The organism is Janthinobacterium sp. GW821-FHT03C08, from assembly GCF_059420905.1.
This window is the reverse complement of sequence record NZ_JBWKUP010000017.1, coordinates 1-26,289: the sequence shown is the minus strand read 5'-3', so window position 1 is coordinate 26,289 and position 26,289 is coordinate 1. Positions and strand designations below refer to the sequence as shown.

Here is a 26,289-nt window from a genome sequence, read left to right as displayed (position 1 = left end):
CTTGTATTAGATACGGTCGGTTTCGCGGCGCACCACTCGCCCAACCATAATACATTCTCCGCCTTGGCAACTTTTTCTGTAAAACCGCCGCTGATCCTGATTATCGGAGCTTAGCCACCACTGCCCGGCATCTCGCATTAGTCGCTTAATGACGGCTTCTCCTTCGTAGTTCACGGCGAAAACTGCACCATCAACCATTTTTGTATCTGCAGTGTTGACAATTACCAAATCCCCTTGGAACAAATTTGGCTCCATGGATTCGCCTTTTACTGTCAGTGCTATGAGGGCGTTAGGGCGATAGCCCTTTCGGTCGACCCAATTTTTAGCCACGCTTACTCGTACCCCATCATATAGCTCGGGAACAGTTTGGAAGCCCGTGATGCCAGCCGATAACTGCAATTGCACTTTCGGGATCTGATAGAAATCTGCGTCATGCTCGTCTGCGACAACAACGGGTATAGCATCTACAGGCGTAGGCGCCCCTTCTCGTGGAAGTGGGTATGGCTCACCCTTGCCTTCAGCAAGCCACACAGGATCGACCTCAAGCGCCTTTGCAATGCTGGTGATACTTCTGGACGTACTCGTCCGACCTGACTCCAGATGCCCGATCGAGCCCTGGGAGACTCCGGCTTTGGTCGCCAGGTCCATCTGCGTAAAATCGTTCCCATCGCGCAAGCTTTTTTGTGCGCGAGCCCATACCAAGCGTTCAGATATTGTCTTCATATTACGATTGTAATAAATAGTTTAAATACATAGGTATTGTTGAATCAAAATACATATGTAATAATTGTGTATGGACACAAAAAAAATCACCGAAGAATTGCTCGCTACTGGGCTCACCCAGAAGGCGCTTGCGGACAGAGTGCCGTGCAGTCAAGCGGCAATCAGTGCTTTTTCAAGGGGCAATCGCGGGCGGCGGCCGACTTTGACAATTGGCCTGCGGCTGCTGGCACTTCACCGGGAGTTGTGTAGTAAAGCCGCTCAGCCAGCACCAGGTAGTGATACTTGACTCAGTTTTCAGTTTCGCAATTTTATTCATTCACCCAGCATAAGTTACCTCATGGGAAAAAGCATGCGTATTGAGTCGCACAGAACTTTGATCGGCATCTTGCGTGGGCACGTTGCTGAATGGCGGCGGGCCACGGGCCTGTCGATTGCGAGCGCGGTAGATGTCGTCGTCAAGGCGCACGAGCTGGCTGGTGGCCCAGGTGCGACCGGCATTCGCTTCGATGCTCATACGGACGAGTTCCAGCGAGTGAAAAACAATTCCGACCGGGTCATGCGCTGGCTCGACGATGAAACCAAGGACAGCAATTTCCTGCCGGCCAACTTCGTGTTCTCGATCCTGGCCGGCATGCCCGACGACGCGCGCGTGCACTGCTTGAACGACATGCTGCGCCGCTTCGGCCTGTGCGTCCGCGCCATCGAGACGCAAGACGAGGGTGGCCTGGGGCTGGGCGATATCTGCGACCTGGCTAGCGCCGACGCAGACGCGTTGGCATCGCTGGCGGCCGTCGTGGCCGCACCCACGCAAGCGAATTACGAGATCGCGCTACGCAAGGCCGCGCGGGCGGCGGAGAAGAAGGCGCGCATCGTGCGCATCCTCACCGGCGCGCGACGGGCCATGTCCCGCACCAAGGACGTGCTGCATCGCGTGCTGCATCCGGGGCGCGGGTCCCGTGAGAAGGCGTAGGCCAAAGTTGAGCAATTTCAGGCAGCAATGACTGCCGAGATGATCATCAGCGCGCTGTGTGCGCTGGCGAGTGATGGAGCCAACCCAAGCCAGTTGGCGAGCGCTGGCCTGGGTTTGTCCGCAGCGATTAAAGGGATTACTTCTGTTCCGTCCGGTCCATCAGGCGTTTAGCGTATTGCTCGATGAAGTCGTGACAAAAATCTGCGACGTTGGAACCAAAGGCTCTGGCGTTTCCATTCGTGTCAGCGAGAAGGCTTGGCTGATTCTGAACGAGTAGATCGAGCATATTTTTTGCAGAGATATAAGCATCGGCTTTGTTCATGGGGTGCTCCTTTTTAAAATTGTTGAGTGGAGTTGGCAATTTAACACGCGGGGAGCTGCCTGCTCGATTTCCGGATGTAGTGCCGGCACAAGTTTCACACGGGGCAGCGGCTGCGCAGCTGCGACCAGGCGATTCCAGCCCGCCGGTCACGCCCCGACCCTATTCACGGCTGGATGGAAGGTTGGAGATCACATGCTGAAACATGGCACATCAAGGCAGGCCTGGCGATCCGGTCGGCCGCTTTCGCTGGAGGCGCCAGTTAAACCTGGTTGTACGGCGCATGCGTGACTACGGAAAGGTCGGCCCCAAGTTCTGGATCGGCGCCACCGGGAAAAAGCTGCGCGCTGCAGGGCCGGAGGCGCAGATCGTCGCCCTGTACCTGATGACGTCGCCGCACGCCAACATGTTGGGGCTGTACTACGTGCCTCAAATGTTCATCGCGCATGAGACGGGATTGGGCTTGGAAGGAGCTGCGAAGGGGCTTGTAAGAGCCGTCGAAGCTGGGTTTTGTGAGTATGACGAGGCTTCGGAGATGGTATGGGTTATCGAAATGGCCAAGTACCAGATCGCAGATGCGTTGAACGGCAAGGATTTGCGTATCAAGGGCGTGCAGAACGAGTACGACGCGCTGCCCGCAAACCCTTTCCTGGCGCGCTTCTTCGAGCATTACGCACAGGCTTTTTGCATGACGAAACAGCGTGGAGCGGACGACAGTTTATCACCTGCCTTGCAAGCCCCTTTAAAGCCCCTTGCAAGCCAAGAGCAGGAACAAGAGCAGGAACAAGAGCAGGAGCAGGAACAAGAGAAAGAGCACGCGACCGTTCCGGCCGCCGCCGCCGCCGCGCCTAAAAGTTCCCGCAAGCCATCCAAGACGCCTTTGCCATCCGATTTCGGGATCTCGGCCGAGGTCAAGGCATGGGCTGAGGCGAAAGGCCACGCGAACCTGCAGGCGCACTTCGATTCGTTTGTCGGCAAGGCGCGTGCCAGTGGCTACACCTACGCGGATTGGGACCAGGCGCTGCAGAACGCGATCCGTGATGACTGGGCGAAGCTTGGCCCCCAGCAGAGACCGCCAGCGGCGCAGCAAGCCCGGCCGTCGCGCCACAGCAATTTTGAACAGATCAACTATCACGAAGGGATCCAGAATGGCCGAATTACCTAACCGCCTTGCCGCCCTGACGGTGGCGCAGAGCGAGCGCGAAGCAGCGTGCGAATCGCATGGTGCCTACACGGCCAAGGGCTTCGCTGTCGGCCGCGTGACACACTGGATGGGCTGTCCGGAGTGTTCGAAGCTGGCCCAGGCAGAGAAGGGCCAGGCAGAAGCGGCCCGTGCTGTGGCGGAGGCGCAGCGCCGCCTGGAGTCCAGCCTGAACCAGGCCGGCATTCCCGTGCGATACCGCCGCAAGACGTTTGAATCGTTCGTCGTCGAAAACGATGCGCAAGAGCGGGCACTGTGCGTGGCCATGGAGTTTGCCGGCAACTTCGACACGCACCGACGCAGCGGCACGGTGATCGTATTCTCGGGCGTGCCGGGCACCGGCAAGAGCCATCTGGCGATCGCCATTGCGCAGGCCGTGATGGCGGGCCACACGGCGCTCTACACCAGCGCCATCGATGCCGTGCGCATGATCCGCAACACTTGGCGCCGCGATTCCGAGCGCACCGAGACGCAGGTACTCGACATGCTGGCCGGCGTGGATTTGCTGGTGCTCGACGAGGTCGGCGTGCAGTACGGCACCGAGGCCGAGCAGGTGAACCTGTTCGACATTATCGACAAGCGGTACCGGGCGCTGATGCCGACCATCCTGCTGACGAACCAGGGCAAGGCAGGACTGAAGTCATTCCTGGGCGACCGCAGCTTCGACCGGCTGCGCGAAGGTGGCCAGTGGGTGGTGTTCGACTGGGAATCGTATCGCGGGCGGGCTGCTGCATGAGCTTCCACCTGTTCCGGACCGGCAAGGCCAAGAATTACCACTACCGTTTCCAGATCGCTGGCGCGCGCGTGCAGCGCAGCACCCGCGAAAACAACAAGGTGAAGGCCGGCGCTGTGGCGCAGCGCGCCTACGACGAGGCGCTGACCCTGGCCAACGGCGGCAAGGTCGTGCCCACGCTGGCGGCCATGGCGCAGGAATGGCTGGAGGTGAACGGCCCGATCAGCAGCGCCGCGCACCAGCGCAGCGTGGAAACGACTGCCCGCCTGCACTTTTACGATTTGGGCGACCTGCCATTGAACCAGATCACCACCAGCCACGTTGAGCTGGCGCGCAACCTGCACCTGGTCGACCACAAGCCGGCCAGCGCGAACCACTGGCTGCGCGTGCTCAAGCTGATCGCCAACTGGGCAGTGAAGCGCGAGTTGATCAGGTCAATCCCATGGCAGGTGCGCATGCTGAAGGTGCAGAAGCGCCCACGCTCGATTCTGCCGATCGCAGCAGTGGCCGAGTGGTTTGCCGCGGTCGACCGGGTCACGCGCGCAGACCCATCTGTGGCCACGGCCATTCGCCTGATGTTCGGTCTTGGCCTGCGCGAGTCCGAGGCGGCCGGTGCGCGCTGGGAATGGCTGGACTGGCAGCGGGCCACTTACACGCCCGGCATCACCAAGGGCCGCGAGGCCGAGCCCGTGCCTGTTCCTGCCTGGCTGGTCGAGCAGCTGGTGCCGCACCGTCAGGTGGAGGGCCTGATCGCCGGCAAGCGCGGCGGCGCCCAGCAGCACCCGCCGGGCTTCGCGCGCAAGGCCATGAAGTCCGCCAACCTGAGCTGCAAGATCAAGGGGATCACCCCGCACAGGCTGCGCGGCACGTTCGCCACCATGCTATCGGAGCAGGGCGTCCCGATCCAGACCATCCAGGCCGTGATGCGCCACAAGTCGCCCATGACCACCATGGCCTACCTGGAGAAAAACCGGGAGACAGCGGCGCAGGCGCAGAACGACATCGCCGAGAAAATTGGTTTTGGACGTGGCGAGAAAGTGGCGGGAAGCACCCCGCAAACCCGCATGGATACGAGTATTCATGATTATCATCAGTCATCAGTTGATGCCAGATTGGGCGGTTCAGAATGAGCCGCCGCAGCACAGCGCTGGCGCCGGAAACCCCGGCCGAGGTGGCCTACAAACGCGACCGTGCCTTCCTGCGCGCGCTCTACACCTGCCAGCCGGTGCTGTTCGCCGGCAAGCAGCATTTTCTTCGCAGCATGTCGCCCCAGGTGCTGGGTGGCGGCGTGTCGACAATTATTTACCTGATGGGCGACGCGACACCGCGCCAGCCCTGCGAAATCACTTTTTTGGAGCAAGCAGAATGAAAATCACCCCGACTGAACTCAAGGCCCTCGGCCGCTTTCGTGATTGCTGCGAGGATTCGGCCGCCGGCGGGCATGACGTACCAAAGGAAATGATGCAACGCCTCGCGGCAGTGGGTGTGGTGCGCACGCTTGGCTTCGGCCGGCATGAGACAACCGAGTTTGGCGACTGGCTGTTGGCGCAGCCGCCGGAAGTGAAGGTGCCACCCATGGCCGTGCCGCATGGCTGGAAGCTAGTGCCGGCCGAGCCAAGTGACGCCATGCAAGCCGCTGGCGCGCAGGCAATACGCATCGACACCACGGCCATCAATAAACTCTGGACTGGCAATGCGGTATTTCGCGCCATGATCGCCGCGGCGCCGATCGTCCCAGCAGCACAGGGCGATGCTCAAGACGTGGAGCTTGACACCAGGTTACTGGATGCCATCCGTGACGGTGTGCCGCTGGAGGAGCCGGTGAGCGTGTGCAAGGCGATGATGGCACGCCGTCTGGCCCGTGTTGTGCTCGATAAAGGCGTCGGGCCACTGGCTGCTGTGCATTTGGTGAATATCGGCGTGGGTGGTTGGACGCACAACAAGGAAACGGCTACGGCCTATGCTGACGGCTTCAATCGCGGCGCGGATTGGCTGCGTTCATCGATCATTGAATTCGCGGATAGCCTGCCTTCCGACCGCACTGCTATCGCTGGCAAGGGGGTGACAGCATGAAAATCTACATCGCCGGCCCGATGACTGGGCTGCCCGGACTCAACTTCCCCGCATTCCACGCAGCCACCGCTGAGCTGCGCGCCCAAGGCCACACCGTGATCAACCCTGCCGAGGTGAACCCGGATCAGACCACTTCGTGGGAGATGTGCATGCGCCGCGATATCGCCGAGCTGGTGACCTGTGACCGCATCCACCTGCTGCCCGGTTGGGAGGTGTCACGCGGCGCGAAGCTTGAGCATCACATCGCCATGCAGTTGAGCCTGGCGGTGACGCTGCACCCAGCATAGGAAATGGAAAAAGCGTTGGCGGGAAAGTGGCGAAGACCACCCCGCAACGCCGCATATTTCCTCACTTTCATGATTATTGTGAATCATCGGTTGTTACCAAGTTCAGTACCGCCAGGCAAGAAAAAGCAAAGGGATCGAAATGCAAGAATTATTCAAAAACACACATGATGCGCTGATATTCGCATTCAATTATTCGTCTCAGCAATATGCGTCGTCGCCTATGTCTAAGCTGATGAAAGGTTGCGGATCTGGGACGGGGAAGGGACTGGTATCGATCGACGGCGCTGCCCAAGCAGGTATCATTCGTTCGCGTATCGCTCAACTTCCGGCGCTACAAGCGGCATGTATTGTGGCCCGCTACGCGCCGCGCTTCGAGGAGTGTCCGTGCTGCCAAGGACGTGAAAAGATGACCGACGATTACCGTGAAGCAGTTGTTGCGCTCACCGAATGGGCCATTGGTCACTGCGCTGGTATCACGCTGCGCAACATGCGCGGCGCCATCATCCGTTCTTTCTTCGAACGCGGCGTATCGATCTCCGAAGCTGCCAAGGAACTCAACGTGCCAAAGGCTACAGCTTACGACCAAAAGGCGCGGATTCACAAGGCACTTAAAGAGTTCGATGTGATAGCGCAGCGGGCAGTCGCCACAAGTATCGAAGATATGTGCATGCTATAGTCTAAGCGGGATTATTAATCGCTTGGAGTAAAAAATGTCGGATGATAAAAGAATTGAATTAAAAGGGAAATCAGTACACAAAATCACTAGCTATTTTCAGTCTCCAAGCACGTACTCATTTGATGTGTTTTGTCAGTTTGATGATCTATACGATGAAGCCATCAAGCCAATTGCATCGGTGCTTAAAGACTATATGAGCGAGGCCGCGGTTTACCAACATGTTTACGCTTCTGTTGTCGTTGCAGAGGATAAAGTCCATAAAACAATTGATGCTGGAGGTGAAATAGATGAATCGACGGCAAGAGATTCTATTGTAAGAACTATTATTGAGGATCTCTCAGGCTTCCCCCGTAGTTATGAATGGCGCATTGAATTTCCGCGTTTCTATCGTCTTCCAGATTCCAAGATGGAAGTTAACAAGGATATGTATTTTGATTTTAAGGCTGGAAAATTTCCTGATCTGGTATTAAAGGTTTCTGGTTACTGCGGCACTGATTTTAATCAACCTACAATAGTGAAAATGTTATCGGCTATAAAAAGCCTTATCTTTGTTTTGGAGTGGAGCAAAGTTGTCCACGAAACTCATAATTTTGATGAACTTAAAGCAATTGTTTTTGATAATTATTTGGGCGTTGAAAAGAAGCAATTTCTTAAATCAGACTTGTCGCGAATTATCGGAGGATCTCGTTTATCAATATCTTCCGAAGCGAGAAAGATAGGTGTCAAAGACTTTGATGTGGCTTCAATATTGGCCACTTCATTCAGCCAAGCAGGGAAGGTGGTAGAACTACTGCAGATTGAAGAAAATGCTGCAATTGCGACTGCTATTGATTGGTACATGGATTCAAGGCTAGTTGAGAATCAGACGGTAGCATTGCTGGAAGTGTGTATTGGACTAGAGGCTATTCTCGGGGATGACGGGGATATAAAGGATATGACCAATCGCCTTTGTGACCGCTTGGGTTTCTTGTTGGGCAAATCGCGCGATCAGCGTCGTATCTTTTCTGAGCAATATAGGGCAGTTTTGAGTCTGCGGGGCAAGCTTGTGCATGGTAAGCAGGCTAAGTTAGATCAAGATGGAGCAAAGACCCTTTCTGTGGCACGAAATCTTCTCAGGGATGTTATTGAGCACGAACTGATCCAGATTACCAAATAAGCTTGCACCGGACAATTTTGTCCGGTATAGTCTCGATTCATATACACGTGATTATTCCGTCAATGTAAATGGGTGTGGTGAAACTGGTAGACACAGCGGCCTAGAAAGCCGTGGACGAAAGTCACTGAGGGTTCGAGTCCCTCCGCCCCCACCAAAAAATGAAGGCCCGCCTCTTTACCGACGCGGGCTTTTTGCATTCCAGATCTCCGCCGCCCCTGGCTTAGCCGCTGACCGCAACCATGCGTCAGCGGCCTTTTTATTTGAGGTGTTCGATGAACCCGCGCCACTACCGTGACATGATCATCCGCGCCACTCACGACGGTGACATGCGCCGCATCAACCAGCTGGCCGCGCAACTGGCCATGGCCGAGGAGGCGCGCCGCTTGCTGCAGGCGCTTACCCATTGCCCTGCATGTGCCGCCAGTGCGGCGGCCGGGCTGGCGGCGGTGTCAGCTACAGTGCGCCATGAGTGAGATCCGAGACTCAGGTCGCACTAGCGCGCAAATGCTGGCCGCACCACTCAACACAGTTTTCGTCTGGTGCAATGGTCAGCATGGGTATCCTCGTGCATTGGCTCGGCACCTCGGGCGCCCAGATATTCGCATAGTCAGTCCATCGTGGGTCGGCTCGGGTCGAGCGCTTGGTTGTGCGCACACTATTGTTGTCGATCACGGAACCATGCTGTCTTTGCGTCAGCGTGACGAGGTGCTCATCATCAATGACCATGTGCAGTCCAGGTCAAGAAATGGCTAAACTACACAACCTCAAGCCCCGCATCACCGCCGCCCCTGCGCGCATCGCCACGATGACGCCTGGCACCTGGCGCGCCGACAAGACCAGCAGCACCGCGCGTGGCTATGGATACAAGTGGCAGCAAGCCCGTGCCGCCTACCTGGTCAAGCATCCCTTCTGCGCCTACTGCCTGCGTAATGCGGGTATCAGCTACCAGCAGGATGCGGTGACCATCGGTCTGGCGTGCGCCACCAAGGGTATCGGCCAACCGTATGCTCAGGTGGTCGACCATATCGATCCGCACCGCGGTGATATGAATGTGTTCTGGGATTCGACCCGGTGGCAGAGCCTTTGCACCACGCACCACAGCCGCGATAAGCAGCGTGAAGAGGCCGCCCATCGGCATGGCGAATAGATGGCACAAAAGCAATATTTAGAAATATTTCAATAATCGCAAAAATGCAACATGCATCAAAAGAAATATTTCAAAGAGGTAACTAGGGGAGGGGGGCGAAAAGTTCCCGCCCCTTGCCGACCTAGACCGCGTCCTCTCCCACGCGCAGAATTTTTCCTTCATTGAGGATTTTGTTAATGGCTTTAACAGGCAAAAAGCGTGCGTTCGCCGATGCCGTTTTGGCCGGCCGCAGCAATAAGGATGCGGCGATCATGGCCGGGTACAGTCCGGCGACGGCATCCGCTGCCGGCTCACGTCTTGTTAAAGACCCGGCCGTGGCTGAGTACCTAAGGGCTGCACGCGCCAACATCGTTCCTGGTGCGCCGGCGGCACTGCCGCCAGCTGCTCCGCCGGCGCGCCCAACGTTCGATTTGAACCGCGCGCTGCAGCACACGGACCCGAAAACGTTCTTGATGGCGGCGATGAACGATATTGAACTGGGCGAGAAGCTGCGCATCGATGCCGCAAAGGCCTTGATGCCCTTCGTGCACAAGAAGCCCGGCGAGATCGGCAAGAAAGAGGAAAAGCTGGATGCCGCGCAAAAGGCCGCCAGTGGCCGCTTTGGCGCGCCGCCACCGCCGCCACGCCTGGTGTCGGGTGGCGGTAAATGACGCCCTACCCGGAATGGACCACGGCGTGCCACGACTGGGAGGCACGCATAGTTGCGGGGCGGCCGCTGACGCCATGTCCGCCGCTCTATCCTGACCAGGCCGAGGCCGCCCTGGCGATTTTCAAAGAGCTGCGTATGGTCGACGCCCCAGGCAGCCCACGTATGGGCGACGTGGTGCGCAAGTGGGTGCTCGATTTCGTGGCCGCCATCTTCGGCGCCTACAACGCTGAGACAGGGCGGCGGCTGATCAAGGAGTTCATGCTCCTGATCAGCAAGAAAAACGGCAAATCGACCATTGCCGCCGGCATCATGATCACGGCGCTGTTGCTGAACTGGCGCTTGGAGGGTGAGTACATCGTTCTGGCGCCGACGAAGGAGGTGGCCGACAACAGCTACAAGCCGATGGCGGCCATGATCCGCGCCGACGACGAGCTGGCCGTGCTGTTGAAGGTGCAGGACCATATCCGCACCATCACGCACCTGACCACCAACGCCACCCTCAAGGTGGTGGCCGCCGATGGCGAGACGGTGTCGGGCAAGAAGGCTATTGGCGTGTTTGTCGACGAGCTGTGGCTGTTTGGAAAAAGCCCGCGCGCCGACGCCATGCTGCTGGAAGCGACTGGCGGCCTGGCGTCGCGGCCGGAAGGCTTCGTGATCTTTGCGACCACGCAGTCGGACGATCCGCCGGCCGGCGCGTTCCTGTCGCGGCTGCTGTATGCGCGCGGCGTGCGCGATGGACGGATTCACGACCCGGCGTTTTACCCGGTTCTGTACGAGTTTCCGGAGCACATGCTCAAGGCCGGCGCGCATCGCGAGGTGGCGAACGCCTACGTAACAAACCCGAATATGGGTACGTCGGTCGACGAGGAATTCATCGAGCGCGGCTTTCGTCAGGCGCAGGAAAAGGGAGAAGTGGAGTTCCGCGGCTTCCTGGCCAAGCACTTGAATGTGCAGATCGGCCTGGCGCTGATGTCGAACCGCTGGCCGGGCGCCGATTTTTGGGAGCAGCAGGGCCTGCGCCCTGCGCTGACCCTGGACGATCTGCTGGCGCGCAGCGAAGTGGCCACCGTTGGCATCGATGGCGGCGGTCTGGACGACCTGCTTGGCCTGGCAGTGATCGGGCGCGAGCGTGAGACGCGCCGCTGGCTGCTGTGGACCAGGGCTTGGGCGCACCCCTCGGTGATGGAGCGGCGAAAAATCGAGGCGGCCCGCTTCGAGGACTTCGCCAAGCAGGGCGACCTGGTGCTGGTCGAGCGTATCGGCGAAGACGTCGATCAGGTGGCGGCGGCCGTGCTGCAAGTGGAGCAATCCGGCCTGCTCGACAAGGTCGGCTGCGACTCGGCCGGCATCGGCGCCATTCTCGATGCGATGGTCGAGGCCGGCGTGCCGCAGGAAAAAATCGTCGCTATCTCGCAGGGCTGGCGCCTCGGCGGCGCCATCAAGACCACCGAGCGCAAGCTCGCCGAGGGCGTAATTGAGCACGGCGGCCAGCCGATGATGGCCTGGTGCGTGGGCAATGCCAAGGTAGAGCCGAGAGGCAACGCCACTTTGATTACCAAGCAGGCGTCCGGGTCCGCCAAGATCGACCCGCTGATGGCGACATTTGACGCCGTCTCCCTGATGGAACTGAATCCGCCGGCGCAAGGTGGCTCGGTGTACGAATCGCGCGGCATAAGGACTGTATAACCCATGAGCTTTTTAGATTTCTTCCGGCCAGCTACAGCGCCGGAGGCACAGTCACGTCCGGCCGATATTGAAGTGGCGCCTGTGCCGGTCGCGGCAGCGCCGGCGGCGCCCAGCGTCCAGGCATCGACCGGCCACCTGTTTGCCGGCCTGGACGATCCTGACTTGCTGGCCTTCATGCGCACCGGTAGCGGCACCGCGTCGGGCGCCTACGTCAATGCGTCGAAGGCGCTGCAGAACATGGCCCTGTTGCGCTGCGTCACGCTGATCTCGGAATCGATCGGCATGCTGCCGCTCAACCTGGTCGAGCGCGGTGACGAAAAGCGTTATGCCACCGACCACCCGCTGTATGACATTTTGAAGGCCAAGCCGAACAACTGGCAGACGGCCTACGAATTCAAGGCGCTGATGCAGCTGCGTGTGATGATGCATGGTAACGCCTATGCGCGCGTCATCTGGTCGCGCGGCCAGGTGTTGCGCCTGATCCCGATGTGCCCGGGCCGTGTCAAGGCTGAGTTGGATGACAGCTGGAACATGGTCTATACGTACACCCGCAAGGATGGCCATCCGGTCCCTCTGAAGGCGGAAGAAGTATTTCACCTGCGCGACCTGTCCGAAGATGGCGTGGTGGGTCTGTCCCGGGTGCGCCTGGCGCATGAAGCCATCGGCATCGCGCAGCAGGCCGAGAAGGCCGCCGCGAGGCTGTTCAAGAATGGGGTGATGGCCGGCGGCGCGCTGTCGGCGGCCAACGCGCTCAGTGATAAAGCCTTTGGTCGCCTGCAAGACTCGATCAACGACAAGACCGGCGCTGAGAATGCCGGCAAATGGATGATCCTCGAAGAGGGCTTGAAGGCCGAACAGTTTGCCAACACGGCCGCCGATTCTCAGCACCTTGAAAACCGCAATCACCAGATCGAGGAAATAGCCCGCGCCATGGGGGTGCCGCGCCCGCTACTGATGATGGACGACACCTCCTGGGGCAGCGGCATCGAGCAGTTGGCCATCCTGTTCGTCCAGTTCTCGCTGCAGCACTGGTTCACGATCTGGGAGCAGGGCATCGAGCGCACCCTGCTGTCGAAGGACGACAACAAGAAGTTGCGCGCCAAATTCAACGAGCGCGCGCTGCTGCGCGGCACCCTGAAGGACCAGGCCGAATTCTTCACCAAGGCGCTGGGCTCCGGCGGCCACGCGCCATGGATGACACAAAACGAAGTGCGTGATCTGCAAGACCTGGCCCGCTCCAATGACAAGGGCGCCGACGAGCTGCGTGCGCCCACCAACCAAGCGAAGACATCCAATGACCCTGTTAAAACTGCCTGAGATCAACGCCGCCCAGGGCCTGGGCAACATCCAGTTCGATATGCGCCCTGATGCGCTTGAACGTTGGGAGCCGGGTATCCGCGCCGCGGCCGACGACGGCGCCGCCACCATTTCCATCTACGACCGCATTGGCGACTCGTATGACGGCGAAGGTGTGACAACCAAGCGTATTTCCGCCGCCCTGCGCAATATCGGCGTGCGCGACGTGACGGTGAACGTCAATTCGCCCGGCGGCGACTTCTTCCAAGGCGTGGCGATCTACAACCTGCTGCGCGAGCACAAGGCCAAGGTGACCGTCAAGGTGATGGGCATCGCGGCTTCGGCCGCATCCGTGATCGCCATGGCCGGCGACGAGATCCTGATGGGTGACGGCGCTTTCCTGATGATCCACAACGCCTGGGCCATGGCGATCGGCAACCGCCACGACATGATCAAGGCATCCGAGCAGCTGGCGCCGTTCGATGCGGCCATGGCCTCGGTCTACGCCGCCCGGTCCGGGCTGAGCGCGGCCGAGGCGGCCGCCATGATGGACAAGGAAAGCTGGCTAGGCGCGACGCAAGCCGTCGAGCAGGGCTTCGCCAGCGGCATCCTGGCACGCGAGCAGATGGGCCACGACCCAGAGGCCAGCGCCGACACGAAATATCTTGCGATGGTGGAAGCGGCCATGGCCCGGGCGGGGCATTCCCGTTCGGTGCGCCGCGAAGCCATCAAGTCCCTGTTTTCTGGCACGCCGGGCGCTGCTGGAAAAATCGCCACGCCGAGCGCTGGCACCAAAGAAGTAGCAGCGTCACTGCAAACCCTGATCAACAATCTGAAAGGCAAGTAATGAAAAAAGTAATGATGACCAGCATCGCCACGGCGATGATCGCCAGCGCCCTGGCGGCGCACGCTGACCAGGCCAGCCAACCTATCCCGCGCGGTATTGTGGCGGTGCGCGCCGACGGCGACGTAAATGCCCTGATCACCGATCTGAACAAGGCATTTCACGCCTTCAAGGAAGAGCACACAAAGCAACTGGAAGACGTCAAGAAGGGCAACGCTGATGCCCTGCAGGCGTTGAAAGTCGACAACATCAACGCAGAAATCGCCAAGCTGCAGGCATCGGTCGATGCTGCCAACGAGCTGATGGTTGCGGCCGCCATGAATGGTGGCGGTAACCAGCTGAAGGACAAGGAGTACACCGAAGCATTCCGCGCCCACTTCAAAAAAGGCGAAGTGCAGGCCTCGCTGAACAAGGGTACGGCCAGCGAAGGCGGCTATCTGGCGCCGGTCGAGTGGGACCGCACCATCACCGACCGTCTGCTGGTGGTGTCGCCGATGCGTGCCCTGTGTGCCATTCAATCGATCAGCACCAACGGCTTCAGCAAGCTGTTTAATAACCGTGGCACCAGTTCCGGCTGGGTGGGCGAAACGGCGCCACGCCCTGAAACCAACGGGCCTACCTTGGGCAGCCTGGCGTACAACACCGGCGAGCTCTACGCGAACCCTGCCGCCACGCAGCAGATGCTCGACGACGCTGCGGTGAATCTGGAAGCGTGGCTGGCGGCGGAAGTGGAAACCGAGTTTTCGATTCAGGAAGGCGTTGCCTTCCTGACCGGCAATGGCATCAACAAACCGAACGGCCTGCTGACCTACATCACCGGCGGCGCCAACGCGGCGGCCCATCCCTGGGGCGATATCAAGACCGTCAAGAGCGGCGCGGCGGCGACGCTGACCGCTGACGGCCTGATCGACCTGGTGTATGCCTTGCCCGGTGAGTACACGGCCAATGCCCGCGCTGCGATGAACCGCAATACCCAGGCGGCAATCCGCAAGCTGAAAGATGGCCAAGGCAATTACCTGTGGCAGCCGTCTTTCGAAGCTGGTGCGCCGGCCACCGTGCTGGGCTACGGCATCGCCGAGATGGCGGGCATGCCCGATGTTGCCGCCAATTCGACGCCGATCGTGTTTGGCGACTTCAAACGCGGATACCTGATCGTCGACCGCACCGGTGTGCGTGTGCTGCGCGATCCATTCACCAACAAGCCGTACGTGCACTTCTACACCACCAAACGCGTTGGTGGCGGCCTGCTTAACCCGGACGTGCTCAAAGCTCACAAGATCGCAGCCTAACCCCATACGCCGGGCCTCCCTGGCCCGGCGCGACCCTTGAAAGGAGTAACCATGATTTTCAGCAAAGAGTTCCGTGGCGTACGCGATGGTGAGATCTACCCAGAAACGTTCCAGCCGGGCGAGGAATGCCCGCCCGAGCTGGTTGACGCGGCGCTGAGCCTGGAAGTGCTCGAAATGCCTGAAGCGACTGAGTCGAAGAAAAAGGACAAGTAATTCATGTTCCTGACACTTGAGTTGGCCAAGGGCTACCAGCGCATCGTCGGCAACGATGAGGACGATGTGATCGCCCTGATCCTGTCGGCCGCCGAAGGCGCCGCGCTGGCCTACCTGAACCGTCAGGTGTTCGTCGACGCGGCAGCGATGGCGGCCGCTGTCGATGCCGGTACCGCCGGCCTGTTCCCGATGGTGATTACGGATGATATCAAGGTCGGCATCCTGAAGCTGTTCGGCGACATGTACGAGAACCGCGAGGACAGCGTGCTGGCGGTGTCGGTGGCGGGGCTGCCGCTGGGCTCGCGCGAGCTGCTGCGCCCGCACCGCATCGGGAATGGCGTCTGATGCGCGCCGGACAGCTGGACCGTCGCATCACCATTGAGCGCCCGGGCATGGTCGAGGGTGAGTATGGGCCGCAGCCTGGCGGTTGGGCGCCGTTCGCCACGCGCGTGCCGGCCCAGGTGCAGGACGCCTTGCCCAGCAAGTCGGAAACAGTGCAGGACGGTCTGGCCGTGGCCACGCGCCCGGCGCGCCTGCGCATACGTTATCTACGCGGCATCACCTCCGCCATGCGCATCACACTGCATGGCGAAGCCGACGTGGTTTTCCAGATCGTCGGTGGACCGGCCGAGATTGGCCGCCGGGAATGGCTGGAAATGACTATCGAGCAGTATTCAACCCAGGGGCAATAATGGCAGATGACCGCAACATCACCGGCGGCAAGGCGCTGGACGACTTCCTCAAATCCTTGCCGGCCAAGATCGAGAGCAACATCATGCGCTCGGCGCTGCGCCAGGGCGCCAACGTGTTCAAGGCCGAGGTGCGGGAAAACATCCCGGTCGACAGCGGCGAGCTGCGCCGCAGCGTGCGCGTGGTGACCAAGGCCAAGGGCGGCCGCGTGACAGCATCGGTGCGCGTTGGCAACAAGCGCGCCTGGTACGGGCACATGGTCGAGTTCGGCACCAAGCCGCACAAGATCGTGCCGAAGAAGAAGGGCGCCCTGGTCATCGGCCAGACCCGCGCCATGGTGGTTGACCACCCGGGCGCCAAGCCGCGCCCATATATGCGGCCGGCGTTCGACACCAAGCCCGACGCCGCCATCGCTGCCGTGGGCGCGCAGATCCGCAAGCGCCTGACTGCCGAGGGCATCAATGTGCCAGCTGCCGAAACCGATTAGGACCACCATGAAAATCAAGATGCTCAAAACCATGCCCGGCTCGATCGATGGCGTGACCGTGATCGAGCTGCAGGCCGGTACCGAATACAACATGACCGACGCTGCGCGCGGCCAGCGCCGTGCTGCTGCCTACATTCGCCGCGCCGAGGCTGTCGAAGTCATCGACGCCACCACTGGCAGTGACCATGCGCCGGCCGCACCCGTCCGCAAGGCCCGGGCCAAGAAATGAGCGCCATCAAAGTGATCCGCGCGCTGCTGGCCGCGCATGCGCCGGTGCTGGGCCTGGTGCCGGCGGCCCGCATCGTGGCCGGTACCGTGCCGCAGGGCATGCCGCTGCCGGCCATCGGACTGACGGAAATCAGCCGGGTCGAGTTACCCACCGTGTCGCGGGGCCAGCGCGCCGTGCAGGTCACCGCGCGCGTCCAGGTTACCGTGCACGCCAGCGCCTACCCAGAACAGAAGGCCGTGCTGCAGGCGGCCCGGCTGGGCACGGGCGCGCATACCGGCACCGTGGCCGGAGTTGCCGTGCGCAGCGTGATGCGCGATGTGGTTGGCCCCGATATGACCGACGACGAGGCCGGCGTTTATCAGCAGTCGCGCGACTTCAAAGTGGTCTTTGTCGAAGCAAATTAGCAATTTCATCAGGTTTTCCAGCCCGCCCGTACCGCAATCTGCGTGCGGGCTTTTTTATTGAAAGGTATCAAAATGGCATTCGAAAACGATTTCGAAACAGTCGCCGGAACCAAGCTGTTTGTCTGCGCGACCCGTCCGGCAACCGACACGGTCGCCGCCTTCGCGGCGCTCACCTGGGTCGAGGTCGGTGACATCACCAACGTCGGCGGCGTGAAAGGCCGCGAATACAGCACCTCCACGCTGTCGACGGTCGGCAATGCACACGACCGCGAGAAAAAGGGCAGCTACAAGCTGCCGAACGCGGAAATGGAATGTGCCTGGGTCGAAGATGACGCCGGTCAGATGATCGTCGAAGCGGCCGCCAACAACTACACCATTCCCGCTTTCAAGCTGGAAAAGCAGGGCGGCGGCGTGCGCTACTTCACGGCGCAGGTTTCCAAATTCATCGAAAACCTGGGCACCAGCAACGACACGGTCAAAGGCGCCTTCACCCTGCTGCGCCAGACCGACACCCTCACCGCGTAAGCGGCAACCCCTACGGCCTCAGGCCACCCCAGCACCGACCAGGCCCGCTTCGCCCTTCGAGGGGCGGGCGGGCCTGACACGGGCATTTTTATCTCCCTCGAAAGGAAACACCATGACCGATATCCGTAAATTCGCAGTAGAAGAAACCGCCGTCCTGCACCTGAAGGATGCCAACGATGAGCTGATGTACGCCGATGGCGCCGATGGCAAGCCCGACACCAATAAGCCGATGCGCATCACGCTGTACGGTCCCGGCTCCAAGAAATACGCCAAGGTACAGGCGGCCAACAACAACAAGCTGTTCACCCGCCTGAAGAAAAAAGGCAAGGAAGATCAGTCGGCCGACGACAAGGCGCAGGAAAGCGCCGATACGCTGACCCAGCTCACGCATTCGTTCGAGAACATCGGTTATGACTTGCTGGCCGGCGAAGCGCTGTACAAGGCCGTCTACCTGGACACCACCATTGGCTTCATCGCCACCCAGGTCAACGCCTACCTGAATGACTGGGCAAATTTTACGAAGGCCTCGGCGACGAACTAAGCCTGTTCGTACGGCACAGTGCCTGGCTCGGCGCTGTGCCAGAGGCAAAGAACGGCGTGCCCGCCGATGCCGTCAAGCTGTCTCGCCGCGAGCGCATTGAGCGCGATGGCGGCGAGATTGAAATGCCGCCATTCGACGAGGGCGAGTACCTGATTGCCTATCTGTACGAGCTGGGCCCGACCGTGGCGGCCGGCATGGGCGCCGGACCGGTGACGTTTTCCGAGATGGCCGCCTGGCAGGCCGCGCGCGGGTTTGAGCTTGCGCCCTGGGAGGCACGCCTACTTCGGCGCCTGTCTGTCGACTACCTGGCCGAATCGCACCGCGCCACGCAGCGCGACTGCCGGCCGCCTTGGAGTGGATCGGTTGCCGTGCGCATCAGCCACGACCGCGCAGCAGCACGCGCCCTTGAGTTGTTTCTTGCATAGACCGTCCACGTGGCGGTCTTTTTTCGTCTGCCACCCATGAGGTGGCTTTTTTATTGGATACGCGATGATTGTTGGCGATCTTGAGATCCGGCTGCGCGCCGACATTGCCCGGCTGCAGGCCGACATGACCCAGGCGCGCCGCGTCGTCACGGAAACCCAGGACAAGATCAATGCGGCCGCCAATGCCATGAAGACGGCGCTGGCCGGCATCGGCATTGGCGCCGGTCTGGCCGAAATCATCAAAATGGCCGATGAATACGCCAAGTTCACGGCGCAGTTGCGCCTGGCGTCGACGTCAGCGGCCGACTATGCGGCGTCCTATGACGCCGTCAAGCGTATTGCGAGGACGTCGCAGCAGGACCTGGCCAGCACGGGGGTGCTGTACGCCCGAATTGCCAATGGCACGCGGGAACTCGGGACGACGCAAAAGCAGGTGGCCGACATCACCGAGACCGTCAACCTGGCGCTGCGTGTGAGCGGCGCCACGGCGACGGAATCGGCTTCCGCTCAGTTGCAACTGTCGCAGGCCTTCGCCTCCGGCACGCTGCGCGGTGAGGAATTCAACGCCGTCAACGAGGCCGCGCCGCGGCTGATGAAAGCGCTGGCAGATGGCATGGGCCTGCCGGTGGGCGCGCTCAAGGCAATGGCGGGGGAGGGGCAGATCACCTCCAATATCATGGCTACGGTGCTGCCGAAGGCACTGGAGTCGCTGCGTGAGGAAAGTAAAAACATCCAGACGATCGCTGGCGCATTTACAGTGCTCAAGAACGAAATGCTGGAATTTTTTGGCATACAGGCACAGGCAAACGGCACTGTGGCGCTTATTACTGGCGCTATTCGGCTGCTGTCTGAGAATTTGGGCGGACTGGTCATCATCCTCAAGACCTTGACGGCGTACCAGATCGGTACGTGGTTGGCAACATGGGTGACTAAAACGTATCAGCAGGTTTCGGCGAGCATTGCCCTGCGTGCAGCAACAGTGGCACAAGCTGAAGCAGAAATGGCAAGAACTACGTCTCTTGTGGCTCAGTCGCAGGCGGCAATCGCCGGTCTTGCCGTTACTCATGAGGCTACACTTGTCAGGCTTCGCTCGGCCAATGCTGACATGGTTGCCGCCCAAGCAGCAATTGCTGCCGCAAGTGCTGCTGGCGCATTGAGTTTCGCACTGCGCACGTTGCGCTTGGCCACCGCTGAACTTGCCGTCGCAGAAACGTTGCGCGCGGCATACTTGACAGAGTCAGCAGCACTTGACCGCGCCAAGGTGGCGGCTATTGGGCAACTTACAGCTGCGACAGCTGCTCAGGTTGCCGCTCAAGCTGCGTTAAATGGCGTAACTGCTGCAGGCATTACGGCTGCCGGTGTCGCATCCAAAGCGATTGGTCTTTTGGGCGGTCCGATCGGGGCCATCATTCTGCTACTTGGTACTGCTGCTCTGGCGTGGGAGGTTTTCGGGAAAAAGGCCAAAGTCGCCAGTGATCAAGCTGCGGAGTCTTTCGAGGAATCCCACGCTCGTATCATCAAGGCCCTTGATGCGCAGATTGATAAACAGGAAAACCTTCTGCAGTTGAAAAACTTGGGCCTGACCAATCAACAGGCGGAAAAGGAACTGCCCATTATCAAGCAGTTGGAGGCGGCAACCAAAAGGATGGGCGACCTCAATGCGCGCACTGGTGATTTTGCAGGAATCAGCAACGACGATGCGATTTTCAAGCGCATTGAGTTGAACAAGCAGATTAACGAGTTGCTTGAAAAGCAAGCAAAGGCCACCAAGGGCGCGGCCGATGTTGCGAAGGTCACGGGAAACGAAGCCTATAACGAGTGGAAAAAGACCTACGCCACCCGTGAAGAACAGCGTGCGGCCGAGATCGCCGATCTGAAAACGCGCAATCTGAATGCGGAGCAGTACGCCGACATCTTGGGCCGTATCAATTTGAAGTATGCCGACAAGGGCGCTGCGGCAGGATTGAAGAAGGAAGAGCAGGCCTATGCCACGTTGATCGCCAGCATCCGCGAGAAGATTGAGGCTGGCCGCCTGGAGAACGCCACTGACGTCGATGCGACCGAGAGCCAGAAGTTGCGCATCAAGCTGGAAGAGGAAATCAAGACAGGCAAGCTGAAACTGGCTGACGCGCACCTAGTTGTGGCGCGTGCGGCGCTGGACGAGCTGGCAGCTGAGGAAAAGATCGCCAAGGCTCGAGCCACGGAAAAGGACGTATCTGCGCGTATTCAGGAGAGCACGCTGGCCCGCCAGGACTCCGCTGCGGCGCTTGCGGTGGAATATCAAATGATGGGCAAGTCCAGCGATGCGCGTGAATTGGCCATGGTGGCGGTCCGCGAACAAACTTCGCTGGAGAAATTCCTGCTTCAGGAAAAATTGGCCGGCAAGGTAGTTACTGAGGACCAGATCAAGCGCCTGACGGAAGAGGCAGCCGTGCGCGTGCGCGTCGAGCAGGCCACGCTGGCGCAGACCAAGGCGCTGGGCTATGCCGCCCAGCTCGCCGACGAGAATCGCCGCTTCGCTGCCGAGTCGCTGTTCGATGAAAAGGCGCGCGCCGCCGCACTGCTGAAAATCGACGCGGCCATGTGGCAGGAGCGTATCGCCCTGGCCGGCGCCGGTACCGAGGCGCAGAAGCGCGTGCAGGAAGAGTACTCGATCTGGTACAGCAACCAGTTGGCCAAGCCCGAGATCGAGGCCAACCGCAAAATGTGGGAATCGATCGATTCGACGGCGCACGATACGTTTGTGTCGATTTTCGACAGTGGAAAATCCGCATTTGACCGCCTGCGCGACACGCTGAAAAACGGCCTGCTCGACCTGCTGTATCAGATGACCATCAAAAAATGGATCCTGAATATCGGCGCCTCTGTATCCGGTACCGGCGTAGCAGGCATTGCCTCTGCTGGTGGCCTGGGCGGTACCGGCGCGGCCGGTGGGCTGGGTGGCGTCGGCGGTCTGGTGCAGAGCGCCAAGACTGCCTACACCATCGCCACGCAGGGTTTTGCTGGCCTGACAGCAGGCCTGGGCACCAGTGTGGTCAGCCTGGGCACGCTGTTTGGCTCGACCGCGATCGAGGCCTTCGGTGCCGGCCTGGGCAGTACCGGCCTGGTGGGTGCTGCTGATGCTGCTGGCCTGTACGCGGCATCGGGAGGCATCGGTAGCGCTGGCGCGGTCACGGCCGGCGCCTACGCTGGTGCGGCATTGACGGCAGCTGCTGGCATCGCTGCCGGAGTGCTGGGCGGAAAGCTTATTTCCGGCCAGTTCGGCAGCAATGCCACGGTGATTGGCGGTACCGCCATTGGTGCGGTGGCTGGCGCGTTCATGGGCGGCCCGATCGGTGCCGCCATCGGTGGGGCGCTGGGCGGCGTGATTGGGGGCATTGGCAATCGCTTGTTCGGCATGGGTGACAAGAAATACGGCGAGACCGGCATCACAGGCACGTTGACCGGGACCGGGTTCACCGGTAACGACTACGCCAAATGGTCGCAGAAAGGAGGCTGGTTCCGCAGCGACAAATCAGGCACTGACACCAGTGCGGTCGACGCCACCACGTCGGCGGCGTTCGTGGAGACCTACGCGGCTATCCGCAATGTGTCCGCAACGCTGGCCAATACGCTGGGCGTCGACACGGCCAGCCTGGCCACGCGCACCCAGGCGCTGAATATCAACCTGACCGGCCTCACCACGGAAGCGGACAGGCTGGGTGCCGTCACCAAGTTCTTCGAGGGCGTAGGCAATGCGATAGCGCTGGAGCTGGTCCCGAGTCTCGGTCAGTTCAAGATCGGCAACGAAGAACTCAGCGCGACCCTGCAGCGCGTAGCCGGGAACTACGCTGGCGTCGACGCCGCGCTGCAGCTTATCGGCCGCACGTCGCAAGATGCCTTCGGCGCGGTGGGCGTGGCCACCATCGGTGCACGCGAAAACCTGGTCAAGCTGGCGGGTACCCTCGACGCGCTGACCAGCGGCACTCAGTTCTTTGCCGAAAACTTCCTGACCGAGGCCGAGCAGATGGCGCCGGTTTTGTCGAGCGTCGCCGACACGCTGGCGGCGCTGAATATGTCGGGCGTAAAAACGGTCGACCAGTACAAGCAGGTGGTGCTGGGCCTGGACCTGTCGAGCACGAGCGGGCAGGAGATGTATATCAAGTTGCTGGCCCTGGCACCCGCGTTCAAGGCGGGGGCTGACTACACCAACCAACTGGCGGCAGCGACTGGCGATTACGCCGCTGTGGTGAAAACCGCCAGCGAGATCGCCAGCGAGCACATGGATCTGCAGAAGCAGCTGAACGAACTGACGAAAAGCGAAACGCAGCTGCTGGCTATCCAGCGCGCCGGCATCGCCGACGTCAATCGTGCACTGTTCGACCAGGTGCAGGCAGCCAAGGCCGTGGTATCGGCCAAGGATGCACTGGCCAAGGCCTACGACACGGAATCGGCGGCGGCCAAGACGGCGCTGGACAGGTCAAAGTCGTGGGTGACCACGCTCAACGGCCTGAACGCCAGCGTGGCCCTGGGCGCCCAGTCGACGCTGACGCCGGAGCAGAAGTATGCCGAGGCGCGGGCCCAGTTCGAGAAGACCCTGGCGGCGGCGAATGCCGGCGACACGACGGCGCAGTCCGGCCTGTCGGCAGCCGAGCAGGCATTCCTGGCTGCCTCGCAGGTGGTCAACGCCTCGGACGCCAAGTATGTGGCCGATTACGCCCGCGTGATGGCGGCCAACGACGAGGCGCTGAAATGGGCGGGCATGCAGGTCGACGTGCAGCAGGCCAGCCTGGATGCCCTGACGGCGCAGGTATCGGGCCTGATCACCATCAACGACAGCGTGCTGACGGTGGCGCAAGCCATCGCCAACCTGCAGGCGGCGATGGGCGTGTCGAGCGGCCTGCGCGTGGAATTTACCAATGCGCCGGCGGTTGCCGCTTCGGCCGCTTTGTCGAGCACTCCCGCGCCGGTGGTCTTCGATGCCGCCCGGTATTCAGCTGGATCGAATGCCGGATCGGATGCGCTCGTTGCGGAAATCCGTGGTCTGCGCGAGGACAACAAGAAGCTGAACGAGAAGATCGACAAGCTGAATGCGGACGCCAACAAAAATGCCGGTGCTCAAATCGCCAGCAACTATGACGCCAACAAGCAGGCAGCCAAGGAGATCGTGGCCGGCGTCGAAAAATCAACTAAGTCCTCTGCGTGGGCAAAACAAGTGGAGTTTTCGAAATGAACGATGGGCAATTTCTGGAATGGCTGCAGGATGACGCGGCGCACCGCACGGCCCTGATCGAGGTGCAGGTGAGCGTGGCAGGCGCCGAAGTGACGCGGTATATCGCTTCGCGCTCGTATATCACCGGCCCGTTGGAAGTGCCGCCCAACACCGCGTATCTGGCCCTGGCCACGGGGGGCCTGGCCTTCACGGAGCAGATCAGCCTGACGGGCGAAGCGGGCCTGTCGGGCGGCGATATCGAGCTGGCCAACACCGACGGCTCGCTCGACGGCTGGCTGGCCGACGTCTGGCGCAATCGGTCGATCAAGGTCTGGTTCGGCGACCTGCGCTGGCCGCGCGCGGACTTCCGCCTGGTCTTCGATGGCCTGGTCGCCGATGTCAGCAGCGCTGGCCCCGAATCGATCAACCTGGCGCTGCGCGACAAGATGCAGCGCCTGGATACGCCGATTACCGAGGCCAAGCTGGGCGGCACGACGTCTAACAAGGATGTGACCTTGCCGGTTCCTTTCGGTGAATGCTTCAACGTGGCGCCCCTGCTGACGAATCCAGCCACGCTGGAGTATGGCTTCCTGGGGGCCGTCGAGTCGAGTTTCGAGGTGCGCACCAATGGCAAGCCGATTGCCGTGGCCCTGAACGACCAAGCGGGGCGCTTCAACCTGACCAGCGATCCGTTTTCCACCACGATCACGGTCAGCGTGCAGGGCGACAAGGGCGGCGGCTACCTGCCACGCATCGCGCCGCTGGTGCAGCGCATCGCTACCGCCTATGGCAAGGCGGCCGACCGCTTCACGCTGGCCGACCTGGATCTGGCCAACCTGGCCGCCTTCGATGCCTCCCACCAGCAGCTGGTAGGCCTGTACGTGGCGGACCGGATGAATCAGGCCGAGGCCATCCAGCAACTGGCGGCCAGCGTAGGCGCGCAGGCGGTCATGTCGCGCACCGGCCAACTGCGACTGGTGCAGGTCGCGCTGCCGGCGGCCGGCGTGCCGGTGGACATCGGACCCGCGCAGATGATGCAGGGCTCGCTGCGCCAGGTGGAGCGCTTGCCGGTGGTGGCGGCCGTCAAGATCGCCTACGACCGGAACTACACATTGCAGCCCAGCCTGACCACGAGCATCCCGGCCGAGCACGCCGACATGTATGCGACGGAATGGATGACGGTCACGGCCGTCGACGAGGCGGTGCGCACGCGTTACCGCCTGACCGACGACCCGCCGCAGATCGAAACCTGCCTCAAGCAGGACGAGGATGCGGCGGCGGAAGCGGCCCGGCGCCTGGCGCTGAACAAGGTGCAACGCACCATTTACGAATTTGAAGGCAAACCTGAAATGATGATGCTGGAATTGGGGCAGCCCGTGGTGCTGCGCAATCGCCGCTACGGCCTGCAAGATGGCGTGCCGGGCGTGGTGGTGCTGCTGTCGCACCGGTGGCTCGATGGCCGCGTGACGGTGGGAGTGCTGGCATGAGCGCCATCGGGGGTTCGCGCGACAAGCGCTTGCAGGCGTCGGCTGTGCGCTTCAGCACCACGGCAGACGGTAAGGCCATCCTGATGTCCGGCGCCACACCCGTGTTTCGCGTCGACAGTAGGGGCGCCGGGTCGCCCGCCTCGATTGCCATCACGGCCAAGCCCGTGAATGTGGTGGGTGATATCGTTTTTTCGGTGTCGGCTGGCACGACGCTGACGGTCAACGGCAACGTGGCCACGGTCAATTTTGCCAGCATGACGACCGACATGGCCACCGTGCAGGCGCGCATCCGCGAATTCGGCGTCGACTACATCGCCAGCTATATGGTCAGCAAGGTATTCGATGGCGTGGCGGGCGACACGGGCCTGGCCGGCATCAACACCGCGCAAGCCTTCGCCTACAAGCGTGCCGTCGCCGTGCCCGTCGATTCCCCGGGCGATGTGATCTATACCTTTGCCAGCGCGGCCATCACGGCGCCGGCCGGCAATGACTTGGCGAATGGCTGGTCGAAGAATATCCCGGCCGGTACTTCGCCGCTGTATGTGCGCGTGGCGGGCGCCAGTTCGCGCAACGCCACGGACAACATCGCTGCCAATGAGTGGACTGCGGCCGTGCTGCTGGCCAGGGACGGCACGGCTGGGACCGATGGTGTACCTGGCGCGAACGGCGTCGATGGCCTGAACGTGGCGCCGGTGCGCATCTATCAGCGCGGCGCGAGCAGCATCGCGCCGGCGCTGCCGAGCGCGACGTGCACATTCACCTTTGCCACGGGCGCGCTGACGGGCCTGAACAATGGCTGGTCGACGCAGGTGCCGGTGGCGGGCGGCGCCTACCTGTTCACGTCGGGAGCCACGGCCGCCGCGCGCGGCGCCACCGATGACATCCCGGCCAGCGAATGGGCGGCTGCCGCGCGGCTGGCCGCCGATGGCGTGACGACCTATACCTGGGTCAAGTATGCAAATAGCGCCGTGGGCGGCGGCTTTTCGGACTCGCCCGTCGGCATGAGCTATATCGGCCTGGCCTACAACAAGGCGGTGCCGATCGAGAG

30 protein-coding genes are annotated in these 26,289 nt (G+C 61.1%); 28 read left to right on the top strand and 2 right to left on the bottom strand.

Annotation, left to right across the window (positions count from 1 at the left end):
* Positions 1-6: 6 nt before the first annotated feature.
* On the bottom strand, positions 7-723 hold the full coding sequence (locus tag AC07VL_RS22435; RefSeq protein ID WP_494807816.1) for an XRE family transcriptional regulator: 717 nt from the start codon (positions 721-723) through the stop codon (positions 7-9).
* Between the two features lie 349 nt (positions 724-1,072).
* Here AC07VL_RS22435 and AC07VL_RS22430 point away from each other — a divergent pair, with 349 nt between their 5' ends.
* Positions 1,073-1,693, top strand: coding sequence for a toxin YdaT family protein (locus tag AC07VL_RS22430; RefSeq protein WP_494807815.1), 621 nt, complete (start codon positions 1,073-1,075; stop codon positions 1,691-1,693).
* A gap of 136 nt (positions 1,694-1,829) precedes the next feature.
* Here AC07VL_RS22430 and AC07VL_RS22425 read toward each other — a convergent pair whose 3' ends face one another.
* Complete coding sequence (locus AC07VL_RS22425; RefSeq protein WP_494807814.1) at positions 1,830-2,015, bottom strand: hypothetical protein; 186 nt, start codon at positions 2,013-2,015, stop codon at positions 1,830-1,832.
* A gap of 202 nt (positions 2,016-2,217) precedes the next feature.
* Between AC07VL_RS22425 and AC07VL_RS22420 the strand changes: the two genes are divergently transcribed.
* From AC07VL_RS22420 to AC07VL_RS22290, 27 genes are all read left to right on the top strand, one after another.
* Positions 2,218-3,177 carry a hypothetical protein gene (locus AC07VL_RS22420; RefSeq protein WP_494807813.1) on the top strand — a complete coding sequence of 320 codons (960 nt, stop codon included), beginning with the start codon at positions 2,218-2,220 and terminating at the stop codon, positions 3,175-3,177.
* The gene (locus tag AC07VL_RS22415; protein WP_070304219.1) at positions 3,161-3,949 is read left to right on the top strand and encodes an ATP-binding protein; all 789 of its coding nucleotides are present in this window, start codon (positions 3,161-3,163) and stop codon (positions 3,947-3,949) included. Before AC07VL_RS22420 ends, AC07VL_RS22415 begins: the two co-directional genes overlap by 17 nt.
* Positions 3,946-5,076 carry a tyrosine-type recombinase/integrase gene (locus AC07VL_RS22410; protein WP_494807812.1) on the top strand — a complete coding sequence of 377 codons (1,131 nt, stop codon included), beginning with the start codon at positions 3,946-3,948 and terminating at the stop codon, positions 5,074-5,076. Before AC07VL_RS22415 ends, AC07VL_RS22410 begins: the two co-directional genes overlap by 4 nt.
* Positions 5,073-5,315: a hypothetical protein gene (locus tag AC07VL_RS22405; protein ID WP_494807811.1), complete on the top strand. Its 243-nt coding sequence runs from the start codon at positions 5,073-5,075 to the stop codon at positions 5,313-5,315. Before AC07VL_RS22410 ends, AC07VL_RS22405 begins: the two co-directional genes overlap by 4 nt.
* On the top strand, positions 5,312-6,019 hold the full coding sequence (locus AC07VL_RS22400) for a hypothetical protein (RefSeq protein ID WP_494807810.1): 708 nt from the start codon (positions 5,312-5,314) through the stop codon (positions 6,017-6,019). The genes AC07VL_RS22405 and AC07VL_RS22400 overlap by 4 nt, the downstream gene beginning before the upstream one ends.
* Positions 6,016-6,306: a DUF4406 domain-containing protein gene (locus AC07VL_RS22395; protein ID WP_494807809.1), complete on the top strand. Its 291-nt coding sequence runs from the start codon at positions 6,016-6,018 to the stop codon at positions 6,304-6,306. Before AC07VL_RS22400 ends, AC07VL_RS22395 begins: the two co-directional genes overlap by 4 nt.
* A 139-nt stretch (positions 6,307-6,445) precedes the next feature.
* Positions 6,446-6,982 carry a hypothetical protein gene (locus tag AC07VL_RS22390; protein ID WP_494807808.1) on the top strand — a complete coding sequence of 179 codons (537 nt, stop codon included), beginning with the start codon at positions 6,446-6,448 and terminating at the stop codon, positions 6,980-6,982.
* 34 nt (positions 6,983-7,016) lie between these two features.
* Entirely contained in the window at positions 7,017-8,138 is a 1,122-nt protein-coding gene (locus AC07VL_RS22385) for a hypothetical protein (RefSeq protein ID WP_494807807.1), read from the top strand.
* Positions 8,139-8,410: 272 nt separating this feature from the next.
* Positions 8,411-8,611 (top strand): hypothetical protein, encoded by a 201-nt coding sequence (locus AC07VL_RS22380; RefSeq protein ID WP_494807806.1) that lies wholly within the window; start codon positions 8,411-8,413, stop codon positions 8,609-8,611.
* Between the two features lie 272 nt (positions 8,612-8,883).
* A complete protein-coding gene (locus AC07VL_RS22375) occupies positions 8,884-9,285 on the top strand; it encodes an HNH endonuclease (RefSeq protein ID WP_494807805.1) in 402 nt (133 codons plus the stop codon).
* A gap of 176 nt (positions 9,286-9,461) precedes the next feature.
* The gene (locus AC07VL_RS22370) at positions 9,462-9,935 is read left to right on the top strand and encodes a terminase small subunit (protein ID WP_494807804.1); all 474 of its coding nucleotides are present in this window, start codon (positions 9,462-9,464) and stop codon (positions 9,933-9,935) included.
* The gene (locus AC07VL_RS22365; RefSeq protein WP_494807803.1) at positions 9,932-11,620 is read left to right on the top strand and encodes a terminase large subunit; all 1,689 of its coding nucleotides are present in this window, start codon (positions 9,932-9,934) and stop codon (positions 11,618-11,620) included. The genes AC07VL_RS22370 and AC07VL_RS22365 overlap by 4 nt, the downstream gene beginning before the upstream one ends.
* Positions 11,621-11,623: 3 nt before the next feature.
* A complete protein-coding gene (locus AC07VL_RS22360; protein WP_494807802.1) occupies positions 11,624-12,937 on the top strand; it encodes a phage portal protein in 1,314 nt (437 codons plus the stop codon).
* Positions 12,915-13,763 (top strand): head maturation protease, ClpP-related, encoded by an 849-nt coding sequence (locus AC07VL_RS22355; RefSeq protein WP_494807801.1) that lies wholly within the window; start codon positions 12,915-12,917, stop codon positions 13,761-13,763. The genes AC07VL_RS22360 and AC07VL_RS22355 overlap by 23 nt, the downstream gene beginning before the upstream one ends.
* Positions 13,763-15,049: a phage major capsid protein gene (locus tag AC07VL_RS22350; protein WP_494807800.1), complete on the top strand. Its 1,287-nt coding sequence runs from the start codon at positions 13,763-13,765 to the stop codon at positions 15,047-15,049. Before AC07VL_RS22355 ends, AC07VL_RS22350 begins: the two co-directional genes overlap by 1 nt.
* Before the next feature lie 51 nt (positions 15,050-15,100).
* Positions 15,101-15,262, top strand: coding sequence for a hypothetical protein (locus AC07VL_RS22345; RefSeq protein WP_494807799.1), 162 nt, complete (start codon positions 15,101-15,103; stop codon positions 15,260-15,262).
* Between the two features lie 3 nt (positions 15,263-15,265).
* Complete coding sequence (locus AC07VL_RS22340; protein ID WP_494807798.1) at positions 15,266-15,607, top strand: head-tail connector protein; 342 nt, start codon at positions 15,266-15,268, stop codon at positions 15,605-15,607.
* Complete coding sequence (locus tag AC07VL_RS22335; RefSeq protein WP_494807797.1) at positions 15,607-15,954, top strand: head-tail adaptor protein; 348 nt, start codon at positions 15,607-15,609, stop codon at positions 15,952-15,954. The genes AC07VL_RS22340 and AC07VL_RS22335 overlap by 1 nt, the downstream gene beginning before the upstream one ends.
* Complete coding sequence (locus AC07VL_RS22330; protein WP_494807796.1) at positions 15,954-16,439, top strand: HK97-gp10 family putative phage morphogenesis protein; 486 nt, start codon at positions 15,954-15,956, stop codon at positions 16,437-16,439. The genes AC07VL_RS22335 and AC07VL_RS22330 overlap by 1 nt, the downstream gene beginning before the upstream one ends.
* A 7-nt stretch (positions 16,440-16,446) precedes the next feature.
* The gene (locus AC07VL_RS22325) at positions 16,447-16,668 is read left to right on the top strand and encodes a hypothetical protein (RefSeq protein ID WP_494807795.1); all 222 of its coding nucleotides are present in this window, start codon (positions 16,447-16,449) and stop codon (positions 16,666-16,668) included.
* Positions 16,665-17,072 (top strand): tail completion protein gp17, encoded by a 408-nt coding sequence (gene gp17 / locus AC07VL_RS22320; RefSeq protein ID WP_494807794.1) that lies wholly within the window; start codon positions 16,665-16,667, stop codon positions 17,070-17,072. Before AC07VL_RS22325 ends, gp17 begins: the two co-directional genes overlap by 4 nt.
* A gap of 72 nt (positions 17,073-17,144) precedes the next feature.
* Positions 17,145-17,597: a hypothetical protein gene (locus AC07VL_RS22315; protein WP_494807793.1), complete on the top strand. Its 453-nt coding sequence runs from the start codon at positions 17,145-17,147 to the stop codon at positions 17,595-17,597.
* A 112-nt stretch (positions 17,598-17,709) separates the two neighbouring features.
* Complete coding sequence (locus tag AC07VL_RS22310) at positions 17,710-18,138, top strand: hypothetical protein (RefSeq protein ID WP_494807792.1); 429 nt, start codon at positions 17,710-17,712, stop codon at positions 18,136-18,138.
* Between the two features lie 56 nt (positions 18,139-18,194).
* Positions 18,195-18,563 carry a phage tail assembly chaperone gene (locus AC07VL_RS22305; protein WP_494807791.1) on the top strand — a complete coding sequence of 123 codons (369 nt, stop codon included), beginning with the start codon at positions 18,195-18,197 and terminating at the stop codon, positions 18,561-18,563.
* A gap of 64 nt (positions 18,564-18,627) precedes the next feature.
* On the top strand, positions 18,628-23,775 hold the full coding sequence (locus AC07VL_RS22300) for a tape measure protein (RefSeq protein WP_494807790.1): 5,148 nt from the start codon (positions 18,628-18,630) through the stop codon (positions 23,773-23,775).
* Positions 23,772-25,241: a hypothetical protein gene (locus AC07VL_RS22295; RefSeq protein WP_494807789.1), complete on the top strand. Its 1,470-nt coding sequence runs from the start codon at positions 23,772-23,774 to the stop codon at positions 25,239-25,241. The genes AC07VL_RS22300 and AC07VL_RS22295 overlap by 4 nt, the downstream gene beginning before the upstream one ends.
* Positions 25,238-26,289: hypothetical protein (locus AC07VL_RS22290; RefSeq protein ID WP_494807788.1), on the top strand; the 1,052-nt coding region annotated here is incomplete at its 3' end. The genes AC07VL_RS22295 and AC07VL_RS22290, both read left to right, overlap by 4 nt.